General features: G+C 67.5%; 23 protein-coding genes, 2 pseudogenes and 1 other annotated feature. Of the genes and pseudogenes, 12 read left to right on the top strand and 13 right to left on the bottom strand.

The genetic code is table 11. The annotated features are described in order from the left end of the window. Positions 1-35 precede the first annotated feature (35 nt). Together rlmJ and Q7J26_RS09860 are read left to right on the top strand one after the other, a co-directional pair. The gene (gene rlmJ / locus Q7J26_RS09865; protein WP_304936281.1) at positions 36-851 is read left to right on the top strand and encodes a 23S rRNA (adenine(2030)-N(6))-methyltransferase RlmJ; all 816 of its coding nucleotides are present in this window, start codon (positions 36-38) and stop codon (positions 849-851) included. 56 nt (positions 852-907) lie between these two features. After that, positions 908-1,639, top strand: a complete 732-nt coding sequence (locus Q7J26_RS09860) for a type 1 glutamine amidotransferase (protein WP_304936280.1) — start codon at positions 908-910, stop codon at positions 1,637-1,639. Between the two features lie 193 nt (positions 1,640-1,832). Here Q7J26_RS09860 and Q7J26_RS09855 read toward each other — a convergent pair whose 3' ends face one another. Further along, a complete protein-coding gene (locus Q7J26_RS09855) occupies positions 1,833-2,897 on the bottom strand; it encodes a YeiH family protein (protein ID WP_304936279.1) in 1,065 nt (354 codons plus the stop codon). Positions 2,898-2,976: 79 nt separating this feature from the next. Between Q7J26_RS09855 and Q7J26_RS09850 the strand changes: the two genes are divergently transcribed. Beyond that, positions 2,977-3,852, top strand: coding sequence for a LysR family transcriptional regulator (locus Q7J26_RS09850; protein ID WP_304936278.1), 876 nt, complete (start codon positions 2,977-2,979; stop codon positions 3,850-3,852). 280 nt (positions 3,853-4,132) lie between these two features. On the opposite strand, the gene Q7J26_RS09845 is transcribed toward Q7J26_RS09850, so the two are convergent. Together Q7J26_RS09845 and hemF are read right to left on the bottom strand one after the other, a co-directional pair. Continuing rightward, positions 4,133-4,324 carry a hypothetical protein gene (locus Q7J26_RS09845; RefSeq protein WP_304936277.1) on the bottom strand — a complete coding sequence of 64 codons (192 nt, stop codon included), beginning with the start codon at positions 4,322-4,324 and terminating at the stop codon, positions 4,133-4,135. After that, a complete protein-coding gene (gene hemF / locus Q7J26_RS09840; protein WP_304936276.1) occupies positions 4,321-5,202 on the bottom strand; it encodes an oxygen-dependent coproporphyrinogen oxidase in 882 nt (293 codons plus the stop codon). The genes Q7J26_RS09845 and hemF overlap by 4 nt, the downstream gene beginning before the upstream one ends. Before the next feature lie 145 nt (positions 5,203-5,347). Between hemF and Q7J26_RS09835 the strand changes: the two genes are divergently transcribed. After that, positions 5,348-6,604, top strand: coding sequence for a dipeptidase (locus Q7J26_RS09835; RefSeq protein WP_304936275.1), 1,257 nt, complete (start codon positions 5,348-5,350; stop codon positions 6,602-6,604). Between the two features lie 45 nt (positions 6,605-6,649). Next, positions 6,650-6,711: a sequence feature (sul1 is cis-regulatory element that is thought to sense ions involved in sulfur or methionine metabolism; They are found in Alphaproteobacteria), on the top strand. A 59-nt stretch (positions 6,712-6,770) separates the two neighbouring features. Then, on the top strand, positions 6,771-8,252 hold the full coding sequence (locus Q7J26_RS09830; protein ID WP_304936274.1) for a SulP family inorganic anion transporter: 1,482 nt from the start codon (positions 6,771-6,773) through the stop codon (positions 8,250-8,252). 169 nt (positions 8,253-8,421) lie between these two features. Here the strand turns inward: Q7J26_RS09830 and Q7J26_RS17125 are convergent. From Q7J26_RS17125 to Q7J26_RS09810, 5 genes and pseudogenes are all read right to left on the bottom strand, one after another. Continuing rightward, positions 8,422-8,490: pseudogene (locus Q7J26_RS17125) on the bottom strand (hypothetical protein); the annotation flags it as partial. 43 nt (positions 8,491-8,533) lie between these two features. After that, positions 8,534-9,301: pseudogene (locus tag Q7J26_RS17120) on the bottom strand (EAL domain-containing protein); the annotation flags it as partial. Between the two features lie 795 nt (positions 9,302-10,096). After that, positions 10,097-10,534, bottom strand: a complete 438-nt coding sequence (locus Q7J26_RS09820) for a flagellar basal-body protein FlbY (protein WP_304936272.1) — start codon at positions 10,532-10,534, stop codon at positions 10,097-10,099. Next, on the bottom strand, positions 10,531-10,842 hold the full coding sequence (locus Q7J26_RS09815; protein ID WP_304936271.1) for a rod-binding protein: 312 nt from the start codon (positions 10,840-10,842) through the stop codon (positions 10,531-10,533). The genes Q7J26_RS09820 and Q7J26_RS09815 overlap by 4 nt, the downstream gene beginning before the upstream one ends. Before the next feature lie 2 nt (positions 10,843-10,844). Continuing rightward, positions 10,845-11,960 carry a flagellar basal body P-ring protein FlgI gene (locus tag Q7J26_RS09810; RefSeq protein ID WP_304936270.1) on the bottom strand — a complete coding sequence of 372 codons (1,116 nt, stop codon included), beginning with the start codon at positions 11,958-11,960 and terminating at the stop codon, positions 10,845-10,847. A gap of 184 nt (positions 11,961-12,144) precedes the next feature. Here Q7J26_RS09810 and Q7J26_RS09805 point away from each other — a divergent pair, with 184 nt between their 5' ends. Together Q7J26_RS09805 and dksA are read left to right on the top strand one after the other, a co-directional pair. Continuing rightward, positions 12,145-12,576: a flagellar assembly protein FliX gene (locus Q7J26_RS09805; protein WP_304936269.1), complete on the top strand. Its 432-nt coding sequence runs from the start codon at positions 12,145-12,147 to the stop codon at positions 12,574-12,576. Positions 12,577-12,745: 169 nt separating this feature from the next. After that, the gene (dksA, locus tag Q7J26_RS09800) at positions 12,746-13,180 is read left to right on the top strand and encodes an RNA polymerase-binding protein DksA (RefSeq protein ID WP_081836181.1); all 435 of its coding nucleotides are present in this window, start codon (positions 12,746-12,748) and stop codon (positions 13,178-13,180) included. On the opposite strand, the gene Q7J26_RS09795 is transcribed toward dksA, so the two are convergent. Together Q7J26_RS09795 and Q7J26_RS09790 are read right to left on the bottom strand one after the other, a co-directional pair. Continuing rightward, on the bottom strand, positions 13,181-13,576 hold the full coding sequence (locus Q7J26_RS09795) for a type II toxin-antitoxin system VapC family toxin (RefSeq protein WP_221205059.1): 396 nt from the start codon (positions 13,574-13,576) through the stop codon (positions 13,181-13,183). Next, the gene (locus Q7J26_RS09790; RefSeq protein WP_304936268.1) at positions 13,573-13,875 is read right to left on the bottom strand and encodes a type II toxin-antitoxin system VapB family antitoxin; all 303 of its coding nucleotides are present in this window, start codon (positions 13,873-13,875) and stop codon (positions 13,573-13,575) included. The genes Q7J26_RS09795 and Q7J26_RS09790 overlap by 4 nt, the downstream gene beginning before the upstream one ends. 65 nt (positions 13,876-13,940) lie before the next feature. Between Q7J26_RS09790 and gltX the strand changes: the two genes are divergently transcribed. Continuing rightward, the gene (gene gltX / locus Q7J26_RS09785; RefSeq protein WP_304936267.1) at positions 13,941-15,275 is read left to right on the top strand and encodes a glutamate--tRNA ligase; all 1,335 of its coding nucleotides are present in this window, start codon (positions 13,941-13,943) and stop codon (positions 15,273-15,275) included. Positions 15,276-15,291: 16 nt separating this feature from the next. Here gltX and Q7J26_RS09780 read toward each other — a convergent pair whose 3' ends face one another. Then, positions 15,292-15,585: a hypothetical protein gene (locus Q7J26_RS09780; RefSeq protein ID WP_304936266.1), complete on the bottom strand. Its 294-nt coding sequence runs from the start codon at positions 15,583-15,585 to the stop codon at positions 15,292-15,294. Positions 15,586-15,690: 105 nt separating this feature from the next. Beyond that, entirely contained in the window at positions 15,691-16,296 is a 606-nt protein-coding gene (locus Q7J26_RS09775; RefSeq protein ID WP_304936265.1) for a TIGR00730 family Rossman fold protein, read from the bottom strand. A gap of 111 nt (positions 16,297-16,407) precedes the next feature. Between Q7J26_RS09775 and Q7J26_RS09770 the strand changes: the two genes are divergently transcribed. Beyond that, positions 16,408-17,151, top strand: a complete 744-nt coding sequence (locus Q7J26_RS09770; protein ID WP_304936264.1) for a hypothetical protein — start codon at positions 16,408-16,410, stop codon at positions 17,149-17,151. Positions 17,152-17,275: 124 nt separating this feature from the next. Here Q7J26_RS09770 and panC read toward each other — a convergent pair whose 3' ends face one another. Next, positions 17,276-18,136, bottom strand: a complete 861-nt coding sequence (gene panC, locus Q7J26_RS09765) for a pantoate--beta-alanine ligase (protein ID WP_304936263.1) — start codon at positions 18,134-18,136, stop codon at positions 17,276-17,278. Between the two features lie 75 nt (positions 18,137-18,211). On the opposite strand from panC, the gene Q7J26_RS09760 reads away from it, so the two are divergent. The 3 genes from Q7J26_RS09760 (at position 18,212) to Q7J26_RS09750 (ending at position 20,328) form a co-directional block, all read left to right on the top strand. Continuing rightward, positions 18,212-18,919 (top strand): SPOR domain-containing protein, encoded by a 708-nt coding sequence (locus Q7J26_RS09760; RefSeq protein ID WP_304936262.1) that lies wholly within the window; start codon positions 18,212-18,214, stop codon positions 18,917-18,919. Positions 18,920-19,046: 127 nt separating this feature from the next. Further along, the gene (locus Q7J26_RS09755) at positions 19,047-19,883 is read left to right on the top strand and encodes a division plane positioning ATPase MipZ (protein ID WP_304936261.1); all 837 of its coding nucleotides are present in this window, start codon (positions 19,047-19,049) and stop codon (positions 19,881-19,883) included. A gap of 16 nt (positions 19,884-19,899) precedes the next feature. Further along, on the top strand, positions 19,900-20,328 hold the full coding sequence (locus Q7J26_RS09750) for a molecular chaperone DnaJ (RefSeq protein WP_304936260.1): 429 nt from the start codon (positions 19,900-19,902) through the stop codon (positions 20,326-20,328). The last annotated feature ends 170 nt before the right edge of the window (positions 20,329-20,498 follow it).

Genomic DNA, 20,498 nt, shown 5'->3' with positions numbered 1-20,498 from the left:
CTTGACCCCGCGCGCCCGGCGCGACACGAGGCGGCATGAATTATCGCCACAGCTTCCACGCCGGGAACTTCGCCGACCTGGTCAAACATGCCCTGGTCCTGTGGCTGGTGAAGACGCGACAGGCCGCCGGGCCTCTGACCGTGTTCGACACCCATGCGGGCGCCGGCCTCTATGACCTGTCGGGCGATGCGACGCGCTCGAAGGAGGCTGAGGCCGGGGTGGCGCGGCTGATGACGGCCCAGGATCGGCCGCCGCTGGTCGAGGCCCTGGCGGCGCGCGTTGCGGCGCTCAATCCCGACGGCGGCGTGCGCTTCTATCCCGGCTCGCCCCTGCTGATCGCCGACACCCTGAACGACGGCGGCCGCTATGTCGGTTTCGAACTGAACCCGCTGGTGCGCGTCCTGCTGGCTCAGGCCCTGGCGGACCGCCCGAACGCCGAGACGCGCGAGGGCGACGGCTATGCGGCGGTCGTGGCCGAGGCGGCGCGGGCGCGCGGCCCCCTGATCCTGATCGACCCCCCGTTCGAAAAGCCCGACGACTATGTCCGTTCGGCCGAAACCGCCCTTGCGGTCATCGCGCGCGACCCGACCGCGACCGTCGCCATCTGGACCCCGCTGAAGGATCTCGAGACCTTCGACGGCTTCATACGCCGGCTTCAGGGCAAGGCCGGCCCGACCCTGGTGGCCGAGGCCCGCCTGCGTCCCCTGACCAATCCGATGAAGATGAACGGCTGCGCCCTGGTGGTGGTCAATCCGCCGCCGGGCGCCGAGGACGCGGCGCAGCAGATCTGCGCCTGGGTCGCCGACAGCCTGGGCGATCCCGGCGGCCGGGCCGAGGTCTGGAGCTTCTGACCCCGCGCGACGCAAAAAATGCGTCCAACCCCGGATCAAGCCGTTATGGTCGCCCGATGACCCGTATCGCCATTCTCGAAGCCGGCCATCCGCCGGATCACCTGAAGGACGCCTTCGACGACTATCCCGCCCGTTTCCGCGCCCTGCTGGGCGAGGGCGTGCCGACCGTCCGGTTCGACGTTCAGTCGGGACGACTGCCGGAAGATCCCGCCGCGTTTCAGGGGGTGATCGTCACCGGCTCGGCGGCCGGGGTCTATGACGACCTGCCGTGGATCCCGACCCTGATCGACTGGCTGCGGGCGGCGCGGGGCCAGACCCGTCTGGTGGGCATCTGTTTCGGCCATCAGGTCCTGGCCCACGCCTTCGGCGGCGTGGTCGAGAAGTCGGACCGGGGCTGGGGCGTCGGCCTGCACCGTTACGACGTTCACGGGACCGAGCCCTGGATGCACCCCCGCGCCCGCACCATCGCCATTCCGGTCTCGCATCAGGATCAGGTGACGGCCATCTCGCCCGATGCGCGGGTCATCGCCTCCAGCGGCTTCACCCCCTACGCCGGTCTGGCCTGGGGCGAGGACGCCATGTCCTTCCAGTGCCATCCGGAGTTTCAGCCGGAATACGCCGCCGCCCTGGTCGAGGGCCGCCGCGGTTCTCGCATTCCCGAACCCCTGGCCGACGCCGCCATCGACAGCCTGAAACGCCCCAACGACCGCGCCGTCCTGACCGCCTGGATCCGCGCCTTCCTGCTGCTGACCCCGCCCCCGGTCGAGGACCAGGGCAGCGGGATCTAGCCTCTACTTTTCTTTCGTCATCCTCCGACAAGCCGCGTCTTCGCGGCGCAGATCGGGGGGACCCAGCGGCACCGAAGGCGATGCGTCCGCCGCTGGCTCTTTGACGCCTGTGTCCGCGACAGGTTCGCGCTCTCGCGCGCCGCTGGGTCCCCCGATCTCGCTACGCTCGTCGGAGGATGACGAAGGAGGGGCGCTAAACCCCCAACACCCCGATCAGCCCCAGGCTAAGCCCCACCAGGGCCGCCAGCGACAACACCACGGCCGCGACCACCCGCCCGCCGGCCCGCGCCACGGCCCTGATGTCTGTCTGCAGGCCCAGCGCCGCCATGGCCGCCACGGTCAGCAGGCCGGACGCCACCGCCATGGGCGAAAGCGCCGCCTGCGGGATCAGCTCCAGGTTTCGCAGCGCGATCATCGCCAGGAAACCGACGATGAACCACGGCAGCAGCCGGTGCAGACCCGGCCCTGTCTTACCCGCCGCCCGATCCCAGAAAATCAGCGACAGCACCAGGATCACCGGCCCCAGCATCAGCACCCGCGCCAGCTTGACCACCGTCCCCGTCTGGGTCGCGACCGCGCCGAACGGGGCGGCGGCGGCCAGAACCTGCGGCACGGCGTAGACGGTCAGCCCCGCTAGGGCGCCGTACTGCAATCCGCTCATGGACATCAGTCCGCCCAGCAGTGGAAGGGTCAGAACGACCACCACCCCCAGCACGGCCGTAAAGGCGATGGAGGCGGCCACCTCTTCCCCGTCTGCGTCGATCACCGGGGCCACGGCGGCGATGGCCGAGTTGCCGCAGATGGCGTTGCCGCACGCGACCAGCAGGGCCATGCGCGGGTTCAACCCCAGCAGACGCCCGATCCCGAACCCGACCAGGATGGCGGCGGCGACCAGGGCGAAGACCCCCGCAACGAACCCGACCCCCAGCGACGAGAGGGTCGCCGCGCTGACCGAGGCGCCCAATAGGACCACGGCGACCTCCAGCAGGATCTTGGCCGAAAAATCGATCCCGACCCTGAACCGGGCGTCCGGCGTCCAGGCCGCCCGCACGCCGGCCCCCAACAGGATGGCCAGGACCAGCGGCTCCAGCCAGGCCTTGCCGAAGACGTCCCGTTCCAGACTGGTCAGGCCGACCGCCGCCAGGGCGACCACCAGGCTCATCATCAAACCGGGCCAGACCGAACGACCGAACGCGCCCAGCCGTATCATGGGCGGCAGCGGCGGGTTCACGACGGCGGCAGGGACGGCGGACTTCATGGTCCCGCTTGATGCGCCGCCCCTCGACCCCCGTCCAACGGATTGTTATGGTCATTTCAATCCGATATGGAGATTGGTTGTGACCCTAGAACGCCTGCGCATCTTCATCGCCGTGGCCGAGCGACAGCATGTGACGGCGGCGGCGAGGGCGCTGAACCTGACCCAGTCGGCCGTCTCCAACGCCATCGCGGCGCTGGAGGCGGAGCATGACGTCCACCTGTTCGACCGCGTGGGCCGGGGCGTGGTCCTGAACCAGACCGGTCTGGCCTTCCTGCCCGAGGCCAAGGCCGTGCTGGCCCGCGCAGCGGCGGCCGAGGCGGCCCTGGCGGACATGAGCGCCTTGCGACGCGGCCGCCTGACCATCTTCGCGAGCCAGACCATCGCAAGCGCCTGGCTGCCGCGCCGGCTGGCCGCCTTTCACGCGGCCCATCCCGGCGTCGAACTGGACGTGGCCATCGGCAATACGCGCGAGGTGGCCGAGGGGGTGTTGAGCGGCGCGGCCGAACTGGGTCTGGTCGAGGGCGAGATCGACCAGCCCTTGCTGGATCAGACGGTGGTGGGCTCGGACCGGCTGGCGGTCCTGGTCACGCCCGACCATCCCTGGGCCGGGCTGCGCCGACTGGAGGCCCAGACCCTGGCGACCCAAGTCTGGGTCCTGCGCGAGGCGGGCTCGGGCACCCGCTCGACCCTGGAAACGGCCCTACGAAACGCGGGCGTGGACCCCGCCGCCCTGTCCATCGCCATGACCTTGCCGTCGAACGAGGCGGTGCTGGCGGCGGCCGAGGCGGGGGCAGGGGCCACGGCCCTGTCCGAAAGCGTGGCCTATGGATCGGTCGCCGCCGGCCGTCTGGTCACGGCGGCCTTCAGCCTGCCGGAACGCCCGTTCCGCCTGTTGCGGCATCGCGAACGCTATCGCAGCAAGGCGGGCGACGCCTTTGTCGCCGCCATGGGGTGAGCGGAGAGCGGAGAGGCGTCCGCCCCTAATTCCCCTCCACCGCATTCTGAATTCTAAAGGCTTTCAATGAAATCCCGATAATCGACCTATCACCCTTCCGGGTGCGGTTAGACTGGCCGCCGGGTCTTTGACAATCGAATGGAGAACACGCCGCCAAACTGCACTCTTTTGCATATCGCACCGGTTTTCGCCGGTGCCGTGCAGTTGGGCGCGCGGCTTCAAGGGCGCGCGCAGCCCCGATTTCATACTATTCAGACAATTCAGACTGTCTTTTTTTCGATCAGAGTCCAATCCGGGGAAACACGAACCGCTCCAGCAGCAGCGAGGCCGCGAAGTAGAAGCCGATCACCACGAACAGGGTCAGCGGGATCTGCGGCTGCTTCGCCAGGATCAGATAGACCCCGTACAGCACGGCGAACAGGGCCGAGGTGGCCAGGGGCCGCAGCAGGATCTTAGCGAGAGGGGACGTCACGGCCATTTCACCACCGGGGGCATGGAGCTGAGGATCGAATCGACGTTGCCGCCGGTCTTGAGGCCGAACATGGTGCCACGGTCGTACAGCAGGTTGAACTCCACATAGCGTCCGCGCCGCACCAACTGCTCTTCGCGTTGCTCCGGCGTCCAGGCCTCGCCCATCCGCCCGGCCACGATCTTCGGATAGACATCCAGGAAGGCCAGGCCCACGTCGCGGGTGAAGGCGAAGTCCCGGTCGTGGTCGCCGCTGTCGTGGTGGTCATAGAAGATGCCGCCGGTGCCGCGCGGCTCCTGCCGATGCGGCAGGAAGAAATACTCGTCGCACCAGGCCTTGTATTTGGCGTGCCAGTCCGGATCGTGGGCGTCGCAGGCGGCCTTCATCGCGGCGTGGAAGGCCAGTGTGTCCGGGTGGTCCTGGCGCCGATCCGCGTCCAGCACCGGCGTCAGATCGCCTCCGCCGCCGAACCAGCTCTGGGTCGTGGCGATGAAGCGGGTGTTCATATGCACCGCCGGAATCCTGGGACTGACCGGATGGCAGATCAGGCTGATCCCGGTAGCGAAGAACCGGGGATCCTCCGCCGCGCCCGGCACGGTCTTGGCGTAGTCGGCCGGAAACGATCCGTGGACGGTCGAGACATGGACCCCGACCTTCTCGAACAGCCGGCCGTGCATCATCCCCATGACGCCCCCGCCGCCGTCCTTGCGGTCCCAGGCCGTCCGCACGAACCGCCCCGGCTCCCCCGGAAACAGATCATCGGGCGCCGCATCCTCCAGCGCCTCGAAGGCCGCATGGATGCGGTCGCGCAGATGCTCGAACCAGGCGCGGGTCTCGACCTTCTTCAGGTCGAGCGGATCGGAAAAGGCGGCGTCGCTCATACCGTCTCTCCTAGACGCTCGTCGCCCGGCCGGGAAACCTCTTCCTTCTACCTTGCGGGAGAAGGCAGGCCCGAAGGGCTCGGATGAGGGGTTGCCTGTCGCCTTTCGTCTGTCAGTGTGCGTCGCAACATCAGGGAGTCGCATCATGATCCGTCGTCTGCTGGCCGGCGTCGCCGTCGCCGCCTTCGCCACCGCCGCTCATACCCCGGTTTGGGCCCAATCCGCCGGCGAGGCCCGCGTGCTGGAGATCCTGAAAACCACCCCCCTGATCGACGGCCACAACGACCTGCCCTGGGCCCTGCGCCAGCAGTACGGAAACGACGTCTATGCCGTTGATCTTACGACCAATCTGGACGCGACGACCCAACTCCACACCGACATCGCCCGCCTGCGCGCCGGCGGCGTCGGCGGCCAGTTCTGGTCGGTCTATGTCCCCGCCAGCCTGACTCCGCTGGAAGCGGTCGAGGAGACCTTCGAACAGATCGACACGGCCAAGCGGATCATCGCCGCCCACCCCGAGGTCTTCGGCCTGGCGACCACGGCGGACCAGGTCGACGCCGTCTTCGCCTCGGGCCGGATCGCCAGCCTGATCGGCATGGAGGGCGGCTACTCCATCGACGACTCCCTGGCCCTGCTGCGCGAGTTCTATCGCGCCGGCGCCCGCTACATGACCCTGACCCACTCCAAGACCACCACTTGGGCCGACAGCGCGACCGACGCCCCCAAATGGGGCGGGCTCAGCCCTTTCGGCGAGGATGTGGTACGCGAGATGAACCGCCTGGGCATGATGGTGGACCTCAGCCACGTGTCCGAGGACACCATGCTGGACGCCATGCGGGTGTCCGACGCCCCGGTCATCTTCTCCCACTCCTCGGCCCGGGCGATCACGGCCCATCCCCGCAACGTGCCCGACCGGGTGCTGCGGATGATGCCTGAAGACGGCGGGATCGTGATGATCAACCTGGCCCCCGGCTTTGTCTCCGAACGGGTCCGCGCCTGGAACGCCGACCGCGCGGGCGAGGAGGCGCGGCTGAAGACCCTGAACCCCGGCGATCCGACCGCCGTAGAGGCCGGACTGACCGCCTGGTCCGCCGCCCACCCGACGCCGGAGGCGACCCTGGCCGACGTCGTCGCCCATATCCAGCATGTGCGGCAGGTCGCCGGCATCGACCACGTCGGCCTAGGCGCCGACTTCGACGGCATCGGCAGCCTGCCCGAGGGCATGACCGGGGTGGACGCCTATCCCCGCATCCTCGCCGCCCTGATGGACGCCGGCTGGACCGAGGCCGACATTCGCAAGATCGCCGGCGAGAACCTGCTGCGTGTGATGCGCGCCGTCGAAGCGACCGCCGCCGCCAAGGCCGCCGAGCGACCGTCGCTGGCCAAGCCGACCGCCGGATAGGCGGCTTGCCTTTCGCGCCGGGACGGGGCATCAGGCGGGCCTCACCTCGGACCCGGCCTGTTTGAAGCGTCGGGTGGCTATCCCGGCCGCCGATCCGCCGGGAAACCCGCCGCACACGACCATGGCCGCGCGCCAGGTCGGCGGCAGACCCCAGATGAACCCCAAAATGTCTCTTATCGCTTCCGCGCGCCAGCAATGGCTCGCCAACCCTCGCCGCGACCTGCTGGCGGGGACCGTCGTCGCCCTGGCCCTGATCCCAGAGGCCATCGCCTTTTCGATCATCGCCGGCGTCGATCCCGCCGTCGGCCTCTACGCCAGCGTCGTCATCGCCGTGACCATCGCCTTCGTCGGCGGCCGTCCGGCCATGATCTCGGCGGCCACCGGGGCCATGGCCCTGCTGATGGTCGGTCTGGTCCGCGACCACGGCCTGGAATACCTGTTCGCCGCCTCGATCCTGTGTGGCGTGTTCCAGATCATCATCGGCCTGCTGAAGCTGGGCCGCTACATCAAGTTCGTCAGCCGAAGCGTGATGACCGGCTTCGTCAACTCGCTGGCCATCCTGATCTTCCTGGCCCAGATGCCCGAGCTGATCGGCGCCAACTGGCAGACCTTCGCCCTGGTCGGGGCCGCCCTGGTCGTCATCTACGGCTTCCCGCGCCTGACCAGGGCCGTGCCGTCGCCCTTGGTCGCCATCATCCTGATCAGTGTCTTCGTCATGATGACCGGGCTAGACGTCCGCACTGTCGGCGACATGGGCCAGATGCCCTCGACCCTGCCGGTCTTCCACCTGCCGGCCGTGCCCCTGACCTGGGAGACCTTCGCCATCATCGCCCCGATCTCGGCGACCCTGGCCTTCGTCGGCCTGCTGGAAAGCCTGCTGACCGCCAATCTGCTCGATGACATCACCGACACCCCGTCGGACAAGGACCGCGAGACGCGCGGTCAGGGCATCGCCAACATCCTGTCGCCCCTGTTCGGCGGCATGGCGGGCTGCGCCATGATCGGCCAGTCGATCATCAACGTCACCTCGGGTGCGCGGGGGCGGCTGTCCACCCTGTGGGCCGGCCTGTTCCTGCTGTTCCTGATCCTGGTGCTGCGCGACTGGGTGGCCCAGATCCCGATGGCGGCTCTGGTCGCTGTCATGACCATGGTCTCCATCGGCACCTTCGACTGGAGCTCGGTGCTGAAGCTGCGCTCGACCCCGTTCCAGTCGTCGGTCGTCATGATCGCGACGACCGTCACCGTGGTCGCCACCCACGACCTGTCGAAGGGCGTGATCCTGGGCGTGCTGCTGTCGGCGGTCTTCTTCATGCGCAAGGTCGGCAAGACCATCGCCGTGACCGAGATCGAGACCCCGGAGGAGGGCGTGCTGCGCTATCGCGTCACCGGCCAGCTGTTCTTCGCCTCGGCCGATCTGTTCGCCGCCGGCTTCGAACACCACGGCCATCCCAAGCGCGTCGAGATCGACATGACCGAGGCCCACCTGTGGGATCTGACCGGCGTCGCAGCCGTGGACAAGGTCGTCTTCCGCTATCGTCGCCAGGGCGCCCAGGTGGACGTCATCGGCATGAACCAGGCCGCTAGAACCCTGGTGGATCAGGTGGGCCGGTTCGAGAAGGAACACCTGCCGACGGCGGCGGCCCACTAAGGACGGCCTTGTAAACGAGGTGTCTGCGAGGTGATGCAAAACGGCCCGCCCCGGAGCCAATGAAGGTTCGGAACGGGCCGTTTTCAGGCCTGCATCCAACCCGGACTTGGCCGCGCATACCGATGGTATATGGAGTGATTCGCGTCAAGCCCGATAAAGACTGATCAGGTCAATACGTTCTATTCCTGATCTCAACCCCAGGCTTCGACGGCTCCCCGGCGGCGCACGGGGGCGGCGCTGGCCAACTGGGTGCGGGGCTCCGCTTCGGCGCGACCGAACAGCCAGCCCTGGCCGTATTCCACCCCGAGAGCCTTCAACTCGGTCACGACGCCTTCGGTCTCGATCATTTCAGCGATGGTTTCGAGCTTCATGGAGCGACACAGCTCGACCGTATTGCGCAGCATGTTGCGGCCCAGTTCGTCCGTCTCGAGATCACGCACCAGGGAGCCGTCGATCTTGACCGCATCCACCGTCAGCTTGCGGAGATAGTCGTAGGAAGCGGCGCCGGAGCCGAAGTCGTCGATACAGACCTTGATCCCCGTTTCGCGCAGGGCGGCCAGGCGGCGGTTGGCCGCCTCGATGTCGGCCAGGGCCGAGGTTTCGGTGACCTCGACGATCAGGCGTTTGCGCTCCGACGGCGATCCCGCCGTCATGTGCAGCAGTTGTTCGACATAGGTGTCGTCGCCCAGGGAGGATCCGGAGACGTTGATCGCCATCTTCAGCAGGCCGGCGCCCGGCGCGCGCATGCGCTTCAGCACCTTCTCTGCGACGGCGAGATCGAAGGATTCGATCAGATCCAGCTCCTCGGCCATGCGGATGGCGTTGGCGGGGCCGTTGTTGGAGTTAAACCGCGCCAGGGCCTCGAAATGGTGGACCGAGCGCGACGCGAGATGAACGATGGGCTGGTAATGGACCTGGAACTCACGCGACTTGACCACGCTGCGGAAGGCCTCGGCGTCGCGGAAGGTGCGTTTCAGCGAGTCTGAGAAGGCGATCTGCGGATTGGCCAGGCCGTCATCCTTCAGGCAGCCTTCGATGGCGAACCGCATGGCGCGCAGCACGCAAAGGGTGTCCGCGCCCTTGGGAACGCTGGAGCTAAAGGACTCGGCTCCCAGGTCCACGCCTTCTGCGCGGCCGGCCTCGACGATCTCGGCCGCCAGGTCGCGCGTGTCGCCGCTGGGGCGCAGGACGGCGAAACGTTCGGGCGTGATCTGGGCGGCTGAGGAGCCCTGTGCGGCGGCCGACTGCAGCGTCGCCTCGATGCGGCGATACACCTTGTCGGCGACTTCGCCACCGAGGCATTCGAGGCCTCTGATATCAAGAAAGGCCAGAGACAGGCCTGGGGCGCCCTCGACGATACATGCCGCCTGAGCCAGAAATCCTTCCGCGTCCGCCAGGGGCGGGATCTCGACGTCCGCCAGCGCGATGGCGGGGCCTTCGTAAGAGATTGAGCAGGATATGGCGGGGGCCAGCTGAGGCAGGATGAAGGCGCGGAGCGAGGCGCGCCGAACGCGGTCCGTTCCGACGCGGACCAGGATCTGGGTGGCGGGACTGCGCCCGCCGGGCTTGGTGGCCAGCAGAGTTTCGACAGCCCCTGCGCCTTCATGCAGGAAGTCGAGCAGCGGCTTGCCGGTCCACAGGGCGCCGACATCCTGGCCAGCGGTCGGTCCGGCCCCCAAGGCGAAGGCCACGGAACCCTTGGCGTCGATCTCGACGAGCGCATCCGCAGATGCAAAGGCCAGACCCAGAAGACGAGCAGTCATCGACATGCAGACAGCATGCACGGCGGCGCTTAAAAAATCGGCAACGGCGACAACAGCCGGGGTTGTCGAAATGCGCCGAATCTAGGCCTTGCGGTTGAAGGCGACGGCGCGGCCGTCGCCCTGTGCAGCGCGGCCGTCGGCGGCATAGGCCGAGGCGGGCGTGCGGGCTGCGGCGACCTCATGAGCGATCGCGCGCACCAGGCCTTCGGAAATCTTGCGCGCCGCCTCGACTGCGCTGGCGTGGCGGGACAGGACGGCGTCAAAGGCGCGGGTAGCCTCGATCAACGCCATCCGATCCGTCGCCAGGCCGCCGCTGAGCAAGGCGGGATTGGCCTTCACATGGCCGGAGTCGCGGCGATAGAGATTGGCCATCTCCTGGGTCTCGGCCAGGCTGGCGGCGACGTCCTGGGGGCGGCCTTCTTCGAAGGCTCGCGTTTCGGCGGCCAGGCGATCCGTCAGGCGGCGCGTCAGGTCGAGCAGTTGGCGGACGCGGGCGGTGGCGAGTTCGGCGTCGTTCATTGCGCGCCCTCCTGCATCTTCAGCATTTCGTTCATAACGGGTCCGGCCAGGCCGATGCCGCCTGCGGCGACGGTCTTCTTGGCCATCTCGTCCAGCAGAAAGCTGCGCCATGTCGCCTCGGCCTGACCCCCGCCGAACAGGCCGTCGGTCGACAGGCCTTCGAACATCGGCTTCAGCATCTGCGACAGGAAGGAGGCTTCGAAGGCCTCGGCGGTTTCCTTGATCTTGGTCTTGGTCGCGTCGGCGACGCCCGTAGCCAGACCCTGCACGGGGCGGATCAGGTCGGTGGGGACAGACAGGTCGGTCATGGTCACATCACCTCGATGTCGGCCTGCAGGGCGCCCGACGCCTTGATGGCCTGAAGGATGCTGATCATGTCACGCGGGCTGACGCCCAGGGCGTTCAGACCGTTGACCAGGGTAGACAGGCTGGTTCCGCCGCCGACGATCCGCATCTGGGTGCCCAGATCTTCTTCGACGCTGACCTGGGTGTCGGGGATGACGGCGGTCTGGCCCTGGCTGAAGGGGGCGGGCTGACTCACGGACAGCTGTTCATCGACCGATATGGTCAGATTGCCCTGGGCGATGGCGACGCGCGAGATACGCACCGCATCGCCCATGACGATGACGCCGTTGACCTCGTCGATGATCACCTTGGCCGGCGAATCGACCGTGACCGCCAGGTTCTCCACGCGGCTGATGAAGCCCGCCATGCCCAGTTGGCCGGGCGCCCGCAGAGTGACGACCGTGCCGTTCTCGGCCAGGGCCGTGCCGGGATAGGCTGCGTTGACCACGGCGGCGACGCGTTGGGCCGTCGTGAAGTCGGGGTTGCGCAGGTTCAGACGCACCTCGTTCATATTGGTCATCTCGAACCCGGTCTCGCGCTCGACCGAGGCCCCCGAGGCGATGCGGCCGGCGGTCGGCACGCCGCGCGTCACCGACGAGCCTGAGCCTCCCGAGGCCGAAACGGCGCCGGTCTGAACCGAACCCTGGGCGACCGCATAGACCTGGCCGTCGGCCCCTTGCAGGCTGGTGACGACCAGCGCCCCGCCCAGCAGGCTCTTGGCGTCGCACATGGATGAGACGTTGACGTCGATGCGCGAGCCGGGCGTGGCGAAGGCCGGCAGTTCGGCCGAGACCATGACGGCGGCCATATTCTTGGTGTTGGCGTTAGCGCCGCGGATATTGACCCCGAGACGCTCGGTCATGCCTTCCAGCGATTGCCGGGTGAAGGGGCAGTTGCGCAGCGAGTCGCCGGTTCCGTTCAGCCCCATGACCATGCCGTATCCGACCAGCTGGTTGCCGCGAACGCCTTCGACGGCGGCGATATCCTTGATTCGTGACTGGGCCAGAGCTGGAGACGCGACGAGGCCCAGCGCCGCAAAGGCGGTGAGAGGCGCGACAAGGCGGGCAAGCAGATTCTGCATCGGTCGGACGTCCCAAAGGCGTTTCATTCATCATGATGCGAAGATCGTGCCGTGGCCCAAATTATTGAAAAATCGAGATTAATGCTGTGGCGACAGTTGAGTTGGCGGCAGTTTTTGCCTGGGCGTTAACCAAAAGGTCATTCCGTTCGCCAAAGGGTGGCCTCATGAGACGGAGCCTCCGCCGATGAAGGTCACAGGGACTACGGGACCCAGCGCGCCGACGGGCGGCAAGCCTGCGCGCTCCAGCGCCGGATTTTCGCTGGGCCAGACCGGCGCCACCGCCGCGCCGTCCGCCGCCTCCGCCAGTGCGGCGACATCGGGGGTCAATGACGTCTCGGCCTTGATGGCGCTTCAGGGGATCGAGGGACCGCTGGAGAAGCGACGTCGCGCGGTGAAACGAGGCGCAGGTCTGCTGGACCGGCTGGACGAGATGAAGATGGCCCTGTTGTCCGGCGAACCGGACGAGGCCGTGCTGCAGCAACTCTCCCGGACGTTGCGCGAGGATCGGCCCGATGACGGCGATGCAGGACTGAACGACCTGCTGGACCAGATTGATCTGAGAGCGTCGGTGGAACTGGCCAAGGCGGAGATGCGCCGCCGTGGTTCCGAAAGCTGAAAGCTTCAGTATTTCAAAACGGAGCGCTGAAACTGCGCGCCAAATGTCACGCGGCTCAACGCTTCGTCTAATCATGATCACGGAATCGCGAACGCCGTTGCCGGGACTCACGGACCTCACTATACGGCCCATACGCCACAGGGGGGCGTGCTTAGAGAGCGTGAGTGCGATGAACGCTTTGGCGTCCGTTGTGTCCGACGAAACCGGTCCGTATCGGCCGTCTGACGACGAGCCGTTCATGAGTGAACGGCAGCTTGCCTATTTCAAGAAGAAGCTTCTGGACTGGAAGGACGACATCCTTCGAGAATCCAAGGGCACGGTGGTCAATCTGAAGGCCGAGACCGAGAATCACCCCGATCTGGTGGATCGGGCCTCGTCTGAATCGGATCGCGCGCTTGAGTTGCGCACCCGTGATCGTCAACGCAAGCTGATCTCCAAGATCGATGACGCCCTGCGTCGGATCGAGGACGGGTCTTACGGCTATTGCGAGGACACCGGCGAACCGATCGGCCTGGGACGTCTCGAAGCCCGTCCGACGGCGACCCTGTCGGTCGAGGCTCAGGAACGCCACGAACGCCGCGAACGCGTCCACCGCGACGACTGATCAGGCCTTCAGCGCCGGTTCGATGTCGGTGTGAATGAAGTCGCCGCCCTTATAGAGCAGGGGTAGGTTGCGTTCTTTCGCCAGGGCATAGGCGAAACAATCGCCCAGGTTCAGCCTGGCCGGAGTGCGCTTGCCGTAACTGTGTTCCGCGTCGGTGGCTAGCTGCGCGGTCTCTGCGACAGCCGGAGCGATCCGAATGTCCAGTTCCAATATCAAGCGATCAAGCCGTTTCATGCCTTCTTCGCCATGGAGGCGCCTGACCCGAACTGCAGCTTCCCAGTAGCCGACTGGGGAGATTTCGCATTTGTCGGCGAGGATACGCTCGATGAATGCCTGCTTCTCAGGTTCGTCCAGAAGGATGGCGACGATGGCGGAAGCATCGACAGCCGTGGTCACTTAGGAAGCCCATCTTCATCGTAGATGTCGTCGTCGGTCAGAAGCGGCCCTAATATCGGCAAGGCGTTGAACTCCCGCACGATCTCGTTCACCGCCGCAATCTTTCGGTCGATTTCCGCCTGTCGCGCCTTATCCGTGCGCTCTTCCCGCTCGCGCGCCATTTCATCGACCAGGTCCGTGATGGATCGACCCTCGCGTCGCGCGAGGGTGCGAAGTCGCTCGGCGACTTCGGGCTTCCTGATCTGCACTGGAGCGTTCATGACGGCGATAAGTCTATCATGACGGATGTTTCGATCCAACCCGCGCCTTGACTTCGCCGGGTTGCGGCGCGACCTAGCCGCCTCGCTTTCAAGGTCGCTCTCCTATGTCCGTCAAGGTCCGTTTCGCCCCGTCCCCCACGGGTAAGCTGCACGTCGGCAATGTCCGCACCGCCCTGGTGAACTGGCTGTTCGCCAAGGGGCAGGGCGGTTCGTTCGTGCTGCGGATCGACGACACCGATCTGGCGCGTTCCACGCCCGAGTTCGAACAGGGGATCGAGGACGACCTGGCCTGGCTGGGTCTGACCTGGGACGAGCGCTACAACCAGTCCAAGCGGTTTGACCGCTATGAAGAGGCCGCCGCCAAGCTGAAGTCGTCGGGCCGGCTGTATCCCGCCTATGAGACCGCCGACGAACTGGACCGCCGTCGCAAGGTGCAGCTGTCGCGGGGCCTGCCGCCGATCTACGACCGCGCCGCGCTGGAACTGACCGAAGACCAGAAGGCCGCTTACGAGGCCGAGGGGCGCCGTCCGCACTGGCGCTTCAAGCTGGAAGGCAAGCGCGTCGCCTGGGAAGATCTGGCGCGCGGCCATGCCGAGGTCGACACGGCCTCCATGTCCGACCCCGTCCTGATCCGTGAGGACGGGTTGTTCCTCTACACTCTGCCGTCCGTGGTCGACGACATCGATATGGCCATCAGCCACATCATCCGCGGCGAGGACCACGTCACCAACACCGGCGCGCAGATCGAAATCTTTGAGGCGCTGGGCGCGACCGTTCCGGGCTTCGCCCATATGCCGCTGCTGGTCGGCGCCGACGGCGCCGCCCTGTCGAAACGTCTGGGTTCGCTGTCGATCAGTGACATGCGCGACCAGGGCTATGAACCCATCGCCATCACCAGCCATCTGGGCCGGATCGGCACCTCGGATCCGCTGGAAGTGGGCGAGTCGGTTCAGGCCCTGGGCGCCAGCTTCGCCTTCACCAAGATGGGCCGTTCACCGGCGCGCTATGACACGGCGGACCTAGACCGGCTGAACGCCCAGGCGCTGCACGTCATGGATTATGCGACGGCCCAGCCGCGGCTGCAGGCGCTGGACGCCGACCTAGGCGAGGTCTTCTGGACGGTCGTGCGCGGCAACCTGAACAAGTTCGCCGATGTCGTTGAAATGGCGAAGGTCGTACGCGGCCCGATCCAGCCGGTGATCGAGGACGCCGCCTTCATCGACGCCGCCGCAGCCCTGCTGCCTGAAGTGATCGACGAGACCGCCTGGTCCGCCTGGACCAACGCCGTCAAGGCGGAGACGGGGGCCAAAGGCAAGGCGCTGTTCATGCCGCTGCGTCTGGCGTTGACCGGACAGGCGCACGGGCCGGACATGGCGGCCATGGCGCCGCTGATCGGTCGCGAAACCATCCAGCGGCGTCTGAAAGGCGAGGCGGCCTAAGCCGCCTCGGCCTGGATCAGGCGTTGCAGACCGCCAGTTCTTCGGCGCTCAGTTCGGTTCCCTTGTAGGCGAAGGCGGTCACGGGGCCGAACTTCTGCACCACGCGGCGGCAAGCGCGCGTGGCCGGCTGTTCCGTGCCGCCCGCGGCGGTGCAGGTCGCGCCTTCGCAGGACCAGCGGGCGCCGTCGATGATGGTGGCGCGAGCCGGGGCCTTGGCCGCATCGGCCAGGGTCAGACGGGTGGCGGCGGGGGTGTCGGCGATCGCAGGAGCGGCGACGAAGAGTGCGGCGGCGACAAGCAGGACGCGCATGATGAAGTCTCCGGATTTGACGAACGGCGTCGTGCCGTCGCGCCAATGTCAGTTTTCGATAAAAACTGTCAAGGCGATCCGCGATTATTTGTTAGCGGCGATCACCTATCGGCGATCATATTTCTGCAGGGTTGCATCGGCGTCGCCCTGAATCAGCACCATGGCCTCTTCCACCGAGTCCGCCACGGTCCAGGCGTCAAGGAAGGAGGCGGGGGTCATGCCCTCTTCGACGCTGTGACGCATCAGGGCGAAGAAGCCTTCCCAGAAGCCGTTCAGGTTCAGGAAGACGACCGGCTTCTGATGCAGGTCCAGCCGCTTCCACGACAGCAGTTCGACCACTTCCTCCAGGGTGCCGATGCCGCCGGGGGCGACGACGAAGGCGTCGGATTCGTCATACATGAGCTGTTTGCGCTCGTGCATCGAGGTCACGACGACGGTCTCGACCTCGTCGAACAGGCGTTCGCGGCTGCGCAGGAAGGCCGGCATGATGCCGACGACGCGGCCGCCGGCGTCATGGGCCCCGCGCGCCGAGGCGCCCATCAGGCCCACGCCGCCGCCACCGTAGACCAAGCGCCAGCCCGCCTCGGCGGTGGCCTTGCCGAAGGCGCGGGCGGCCTCGGTATAGGCGGGATCGGCGCGGTCGGAAGAGCCGCAGAACAGGCAGACGGATGGGCCGTCGAAAGGCTGGATCGAAACGGGGGGCAGGGACATGGAGCCTCGAACTGAACGAATGCGGGGTCGGCCCATGGCCAAACCGGCGGCGGTCGGGGTAACAGATTCCCCGGTCGCTTGGCCGCAAGCCTTATATCGTCGGGACGCAGGATGAAACGTCGGATCATCGTCATGGCCGCCGTATCCGTGACTATGGTCACGGTCCTGTCGGCCTGTTCGCGAGACGGCGAGGGCGCGGCGCGTCCGGCGGACGCCCAGGCGGCCTCGCCCTGGGTGCAGCCTCCGCATGTTCAGACCGCCAGGCGCGACGGCGCCACGATCCTGGTTCAGGGCCGGGCCGGGCCGGACGCCCGCGTGGTGCTGCGCGGCGCCGACGGGGCGGCGGTGGCGGTCGGCGCCGACGCCACGGGACGATTCGAGCTGCGCGTTCCGGCCGCACCCGGCGACATCCGGCTGACGCCCGAGGTTCAGGTCGGAGAGGACGCTGCGCCGTCTCCCGAGACTTTGGTGCTCATCAGGGGCGGGGCCGGCCCGATCGTGCTGGTCGCGGCCGGCGAGCCGACGGTGCGGCTGGATGGTCAAGGCGCGCTGGATGCGGTCGATTCCGACGGATCGGCGGTTATCGTGTCCGGTCGATCAAACGGCGCGCGCCCTGTCGTTCTAATCGACGGGGAACGCGCGGATGTCATGAGCGGACCCGGCGGGCGCTGGCGGGCCACAGCGCCGGGCGGCGGTCCCGCCACGATCGACGTCGGCGGGACGCGGTTCGCCTTTCCCGGATTGGGCGCCCAGTCGGACTTCACCCCGGCGCGGGCCGGCGCAGGCTGGCGACTGACCTGGCCGACGGGACCCAGCGGCCGCCAGACGGTCTGGCTTCCGGATCGCGGTTCCTAGAGCGTCGTTCTTAGGACGTTGTTAACCGAAGCATCGAATGAAGGACCTGTCCCTTTTTGGGACGCACCATCACCGAACCTTTTTCAACCCGGCGCTCGCGTCGGGTTCTTTTTTTGCTTCGAACTCAGACGGCCCGGTTGTCGATCAGCCGGGTCTTGCCCAGCCAGGCGGCGGCCAGGATGCGGGCCGGGGCGTCGACGACGCCGTCGCGGAACGGCGACAGATCCTCGGCATGGCGAACGGCGACATAGTCGATCCGTTCGAAACCCGCCTTGAGGATCGCCGAATAGGCTTCCCGTTCGACGCCGGGCAGGGGGCGGCCCGCGCTGGCGCCGGCGGCGGCCTCGGTCAGGACCACGTTCAAGCGGCGGGCGACGGCCAATTCGGCTTCGGACAGATAATCGTTGCGTGAAGACAGGGCCAGGCCGGTCTCATCGCGCTGGGTCGGAGCGCCGATGATCTCGACCGGCAGGTCCAGGTCGCGGACGAAGCGGCGGATCACCAGCAGCTGCTGATAGTCCTTCTCGCCGAACACCGCGAGATCGGGCTGGGCCTGGTTGAACAGCTTGGTCACGACCAGGGCGACCCCGCCGAACATCTGGGGCCGGAAGTCGCCTTCTAGCCCCAGGGCCGGGCCGGTCATGACCAGGCTGGTGGCGAAGCCTTCCGGGTACATGTCCTCGGCGGACGGGGCGAACATCAGGTGGCAGCCGGCGCCGGCCAGCAGCCGGGCGTCTTCCTCCTGACGGCGGGGATAGCGGCCCAGATCCTCGTGGGCGGCGAACTGGGTCGGATTGACGAAGTTGGAGGCCACGACGCGGTCGGCGCGGCGGCCGGCCTCGCGCACCAGGGTCAGATGGCCTTCGTGCAGGGCGCCCATGGTCGGAACCATGCCGACGGTCAGGCCTTGTCTTTTCCAGTCGCGCACCACGGCGCGCAGATCCGCCACGGTGCGGACGACGGGGAGGGACGCAGGCTCGGTCATGGTGAAGCGGTTAACCTTTCGGCTTAAGCGTGTTGATGCACCAGAACTCAAGCCCTGGCGGCTAGGGAGGTGCTTATGACGCCAGCACCAGCGACCCGTCCAGTTCTGATCGCGCTCACCTTCGTCCTGACAGGCTGTGGGGCGGTCGAGGGCGACCGTCAGGGTTTCCAGGCGATGGCTGAGCGTGTCGCCGCCATTGATATCCCATTGGACCCCCAGGCTGTCCGTGCCGATGAGGGGCCGCGTCCGTCGGCCCAGGCCCAGGGTTTGCGCCCCGCCAAATTTTCGCCCGCCCATGTGGCCGTGCTGACCCCGCATGAGATGTGGGATGCGCGGGACGTTCTGAGCCGGGGCGGCTCCCTGGCGTTTGCCGAAGACAAGAGCGACGACGGCCTGCGCGGCGCCGTGGCGCGGATGGCCGAGCCGGCGGTCGAGCCCGCCCTGCGCGCCGCTGCGCCGGTCGTGGCCAAGGCCATGGTCGAACAGGCCGTCGCGCGCACCGAAGCCCCGATGTTGCGCCACGCTGTCGCTGACACGGCGCCGCCCGTCGAAGGCCGCATGGTTCAGCTGGGCGCCTATTCCAGCCGAGCCGGGGCGCAGGCCGCCTGGACGCAGCTGAAGACCCGCGCCAGCCTGTCCAACCTGTCGCCGGTGTTCGAGGGCGTCGAGGTCAACGGCCGAAGCCTGACGCGGCTGAAGGTCGGGCCGATTCCGGTCGAGGCCGCGTCCGCCCTGTGCGCCGCCGCCCAGGTGGCCGACCCCTGGTGCCGCCGCGCCGGCTGAACTTCGGGCTGAAGTCCACAGTTACGCGTTAACGCCTCGTTGACGTTTGCGGCCGGTGCGCCGACTCTGCCTCGTCCGAAGGCCGCGCAGTGTTGAGTCGCGTCGGTCGCCACAGAGGGTTTCCTCCATGACGCAGCCTCACGTGATCGTCCTCGGCAACGAGAAGGGCGGGGCCGGCAAGTCCACCCTGGCGATCCATATCGTCACCGGCCTGCTGCATGCGGGGCGCACCGTCGCGATCATCGACCTGGACCTGCGCCAGCGGTCGATGCAGCGGTTCTTCACCAATCGTCTGGCCTGGCTGGCGGCGAACAATCAGAGCCTGCCGCAGCCCTTCATGCCCGACATGGGCGACGGCAAGGCCCTGGCCAAGGGCGGGGTGGGCGAGCAGATCGCCGCCTTCGAACGCGCCTTCGACGAGGCCGTGGCGGCCGGCGTGGACGCCATCCTGATCGACACCCCCGGCGGCGACACCGCCGTGTCCAACGCGGCGCACGCGCGGGCCGACCAGATCGTCACGCCGATGAACGACAGTTTCGTCGATTTCGACCTGCTGGGCGAAGTGGATCCGGTGACGCTGGACCTGCTGAAACCCTCGATCTATTCCGAGAGCGTCTGGGAGGCGCGCAAGGTCCGGGCGATCAGCCAGGGCCGGAATGCGACCATCGACTGGCTGGTCGTGACCAACCGCCTGGCCGTGGCCGAGGCGCGCAACCGCAAACGCCTGGAAGAGCGGATGAACAAACTGGCCAAACGGGTCGGTTTCCGCGTCGGACCGGGCCTGCGCGACCGGGTCATCTATCGCGAACTCTTCCCGTTCGGTCTGACGGTCGCCGACCTGTCGAACGACATCCGGCCGGTGGCCGTGTCCCTGGCCCATGTCGCGGCGCGCCAGGAATTGCGCAACCTGATGAAGGCCATGGGTCTGGAACAGGCCCTGGCCCCTCTGGACGTGGCCGCCTGAAAGGCGATCTGAGCGTATGGGCCTGATCTGGGCGGCCCTGGCGGCGATCGCCGTCTGGGCCTTGGTGCGGCTGGGCCGCCAAACCGAGCGGCGCGGCCGGGCCCATTGGCGCGTGACCGCGACCCTGCTGGGATCGGTGCTGCTGGCCGGGGGCGCGCTGGCGGCGTTTCGCGGCGCCTGGCTGTGGGCGGCCGTGCTGGCGGCGGCGGGGCTGTATCTGGCCTGGTCGTCGCGCATCCGGCCCGTGGTCCGATCCGAGCCGATCAGCGAAGCCGACGCCCGCGCCGTTCTGGGCGTGCGTCCCGGCGCGACCGAGGCCGAAATCCGCGCGGCCTGGAAAAAGGCCATGGGCCGCGCCCACCCTGACCAGGGCGGAACCGAGGGCCTGGCGACGCGGGTCAATGCGGCGCGGGACAGGCTGTTGAGAAAGACCGGACGCGACTGATCGTCCTCGCGCTTTCGCTGCGAAGTTTATGGAGGGCTGGGCGGGGCGCCGGGCCTTCGCCCGGAGTTTTGATTTAGAAGTACCGTTTCGACGAAGGTTTGACGCCCCGCGCGGAAGGTTGGCCTGCAAGCTCGGGGCGCCGAGCGGTGGCGGTCTTATCGCCTAACCCC

Origin of the sequence: Brevundimonas sp. (genome assembly GCF_030656255.1) — a bacterium.
GTDB lineage: Bacteria > Pseudomonadota > Alphaproteobacteria > Caulobacterales > Caulobacteraceae > Brevundimonas.
The sequence above is the reverse complement of the archived record's forward strand: the minus strand, read 5'-3'. Positions and strand labels throughout refer to the sequence as shown.

Excerpts from the sequence above, each read along its gene's own strand:
- Q7J26_RS09810 (WP_304936270.1), bottom strand. The coding sequence starts at position 11,960 with ATGCAGAATCTGCTTGCCCGCCTTGTCGCGCCTCTCACCGCCTTTGCG.
- panC (WP_304936263.1), bottom strand. The coding sequence starts at position 18,136 with ATGACCGAGCCTGCGTCCCTCCCCGTCGTCCGCACCGTGGCGGATCTG.
- gltX (WP_304936267.1), top strand. The coding sequence starts at position 13,941 with ATGTCCGTCAAGGTCCGTTTCGCCCCGTCCCCCACGGGTAAGCTGCAC.
- Q7J26_RS09780 (WP_304936266.1), bottom strand. The coding sequence starts at position 15,585 with ATGCGCGTCCTGCTTGTCGCCGCCGCACTCTTCGTCGCCGCTCCTGCG.
- Q7J26_RS09775 (WP_304936265.1), bottom strand. The coding sequence starts at position 16,296 with ATGTCCCTGCCCCCCGTTTCGATCCAGCCTTTCGACGGCCCATCCGTC.
- Q7J26_RS09755 (WP_304936261.1), top strand. The coding sequence starts at position 19,047 with ATGACGCAGCCTCACGTGATCGTCCTCGGCAACGAGAAGGGCGGGGCC.
- dksA (WP_081836181.1), top strand. The coding sequence starts at position 12,746 with ATGAACGCTTTGGCGTCCGTTGTGTCCGACGAAACCGGTCCGTATCGG.
- hemF (WP_304936276.1), bottom strand. The coding sequence starts at position 5,202 with ATGAGCGACGCCGCCTTTTCCGATCCGCTCGACCTGAAGAAGGTCGAG.
- Q7J26_RS09855 (WP_304936279.1), bottom strand. The coding sequence starts at position 2,897 with ATGAAGTCCGCCGTCCCTGCCGCCGTCGTGAACCCGCCGCTGCCGCCC.
- Q7J26_RS09830 (WP_304936274.1), top strand. The coding sequence starts at position 6,771 with ATGTCTCTTATCGCTTCCGCGCGCCAGCAATGGCTCGCCAACCCTCGC.
- rlmJ (WP_304936281.1), top strand. The coding sequence starts at position 36 with ATGAATTATCGCCACAGCTTCCACGCCGGGAACTTCGCCGACCTGGTC.
- Q7J26_RS09770 (WP_304936264.1), top strand. The coding sequence starts at position 16,408 with ATGAAACGTCGGATCATCGTCATGGCCGCCGTATCCGTGACTATGGTC.
- Q7J26_RS09815 (WP_304936271.1), bottom strand. The coding sequence starts at position 10,842 with ATGACCGACCTGTCTGTCCCCACCGACCTGATCCGCCCCGTGCAGGGT.
- Q7J26_RS09820 (WP_304936272.1), bottom strand. The coding sequence starts at position 10,534 with ATGAACGACGCCGAACTCGCCACCGCCCGCGTCCGCCAACTGCTCGAC.
- Q7J26_RS09860 (WP_304936280.1), top strand. The coding sequence starts at position 908 with ATGACCCGTATCGCCATTCTCGAAGCCGGCCATCCGCCGGATCACCTG.
- Q7J26_RS09805 (WP_304936269.1), top strand. The coding sequence starts at position 12,145 with ATGAAGGTCACAGGGACTACGGGACCCAGCGCGCCGACGGGCGGCAAG.
- Q7J26_RS09835 (WP_304936275.1), top strand. The coding sequence starts at position 5,348 with ATGATCCGTCGTCTGCTGGCCGGCGTCGCCGTCGCCGCCTTCGCCACC.
- Q7J26_RS09760 (WP_304936262.1), top strand. The coding sequence starts at position 18,212 with ATGACGCCAGCACCAGCGACCCGTCCAGTTCTGATCGCGCTCACCTTC.
- Q7J26_RS09750 (WP_304936260.1), top strand. The coding sequence starts at position 19,900 with ATGGGCCTGATCTGGGCGGCCCTGGCGGCGATCGCCGTCTGGGCCTTG.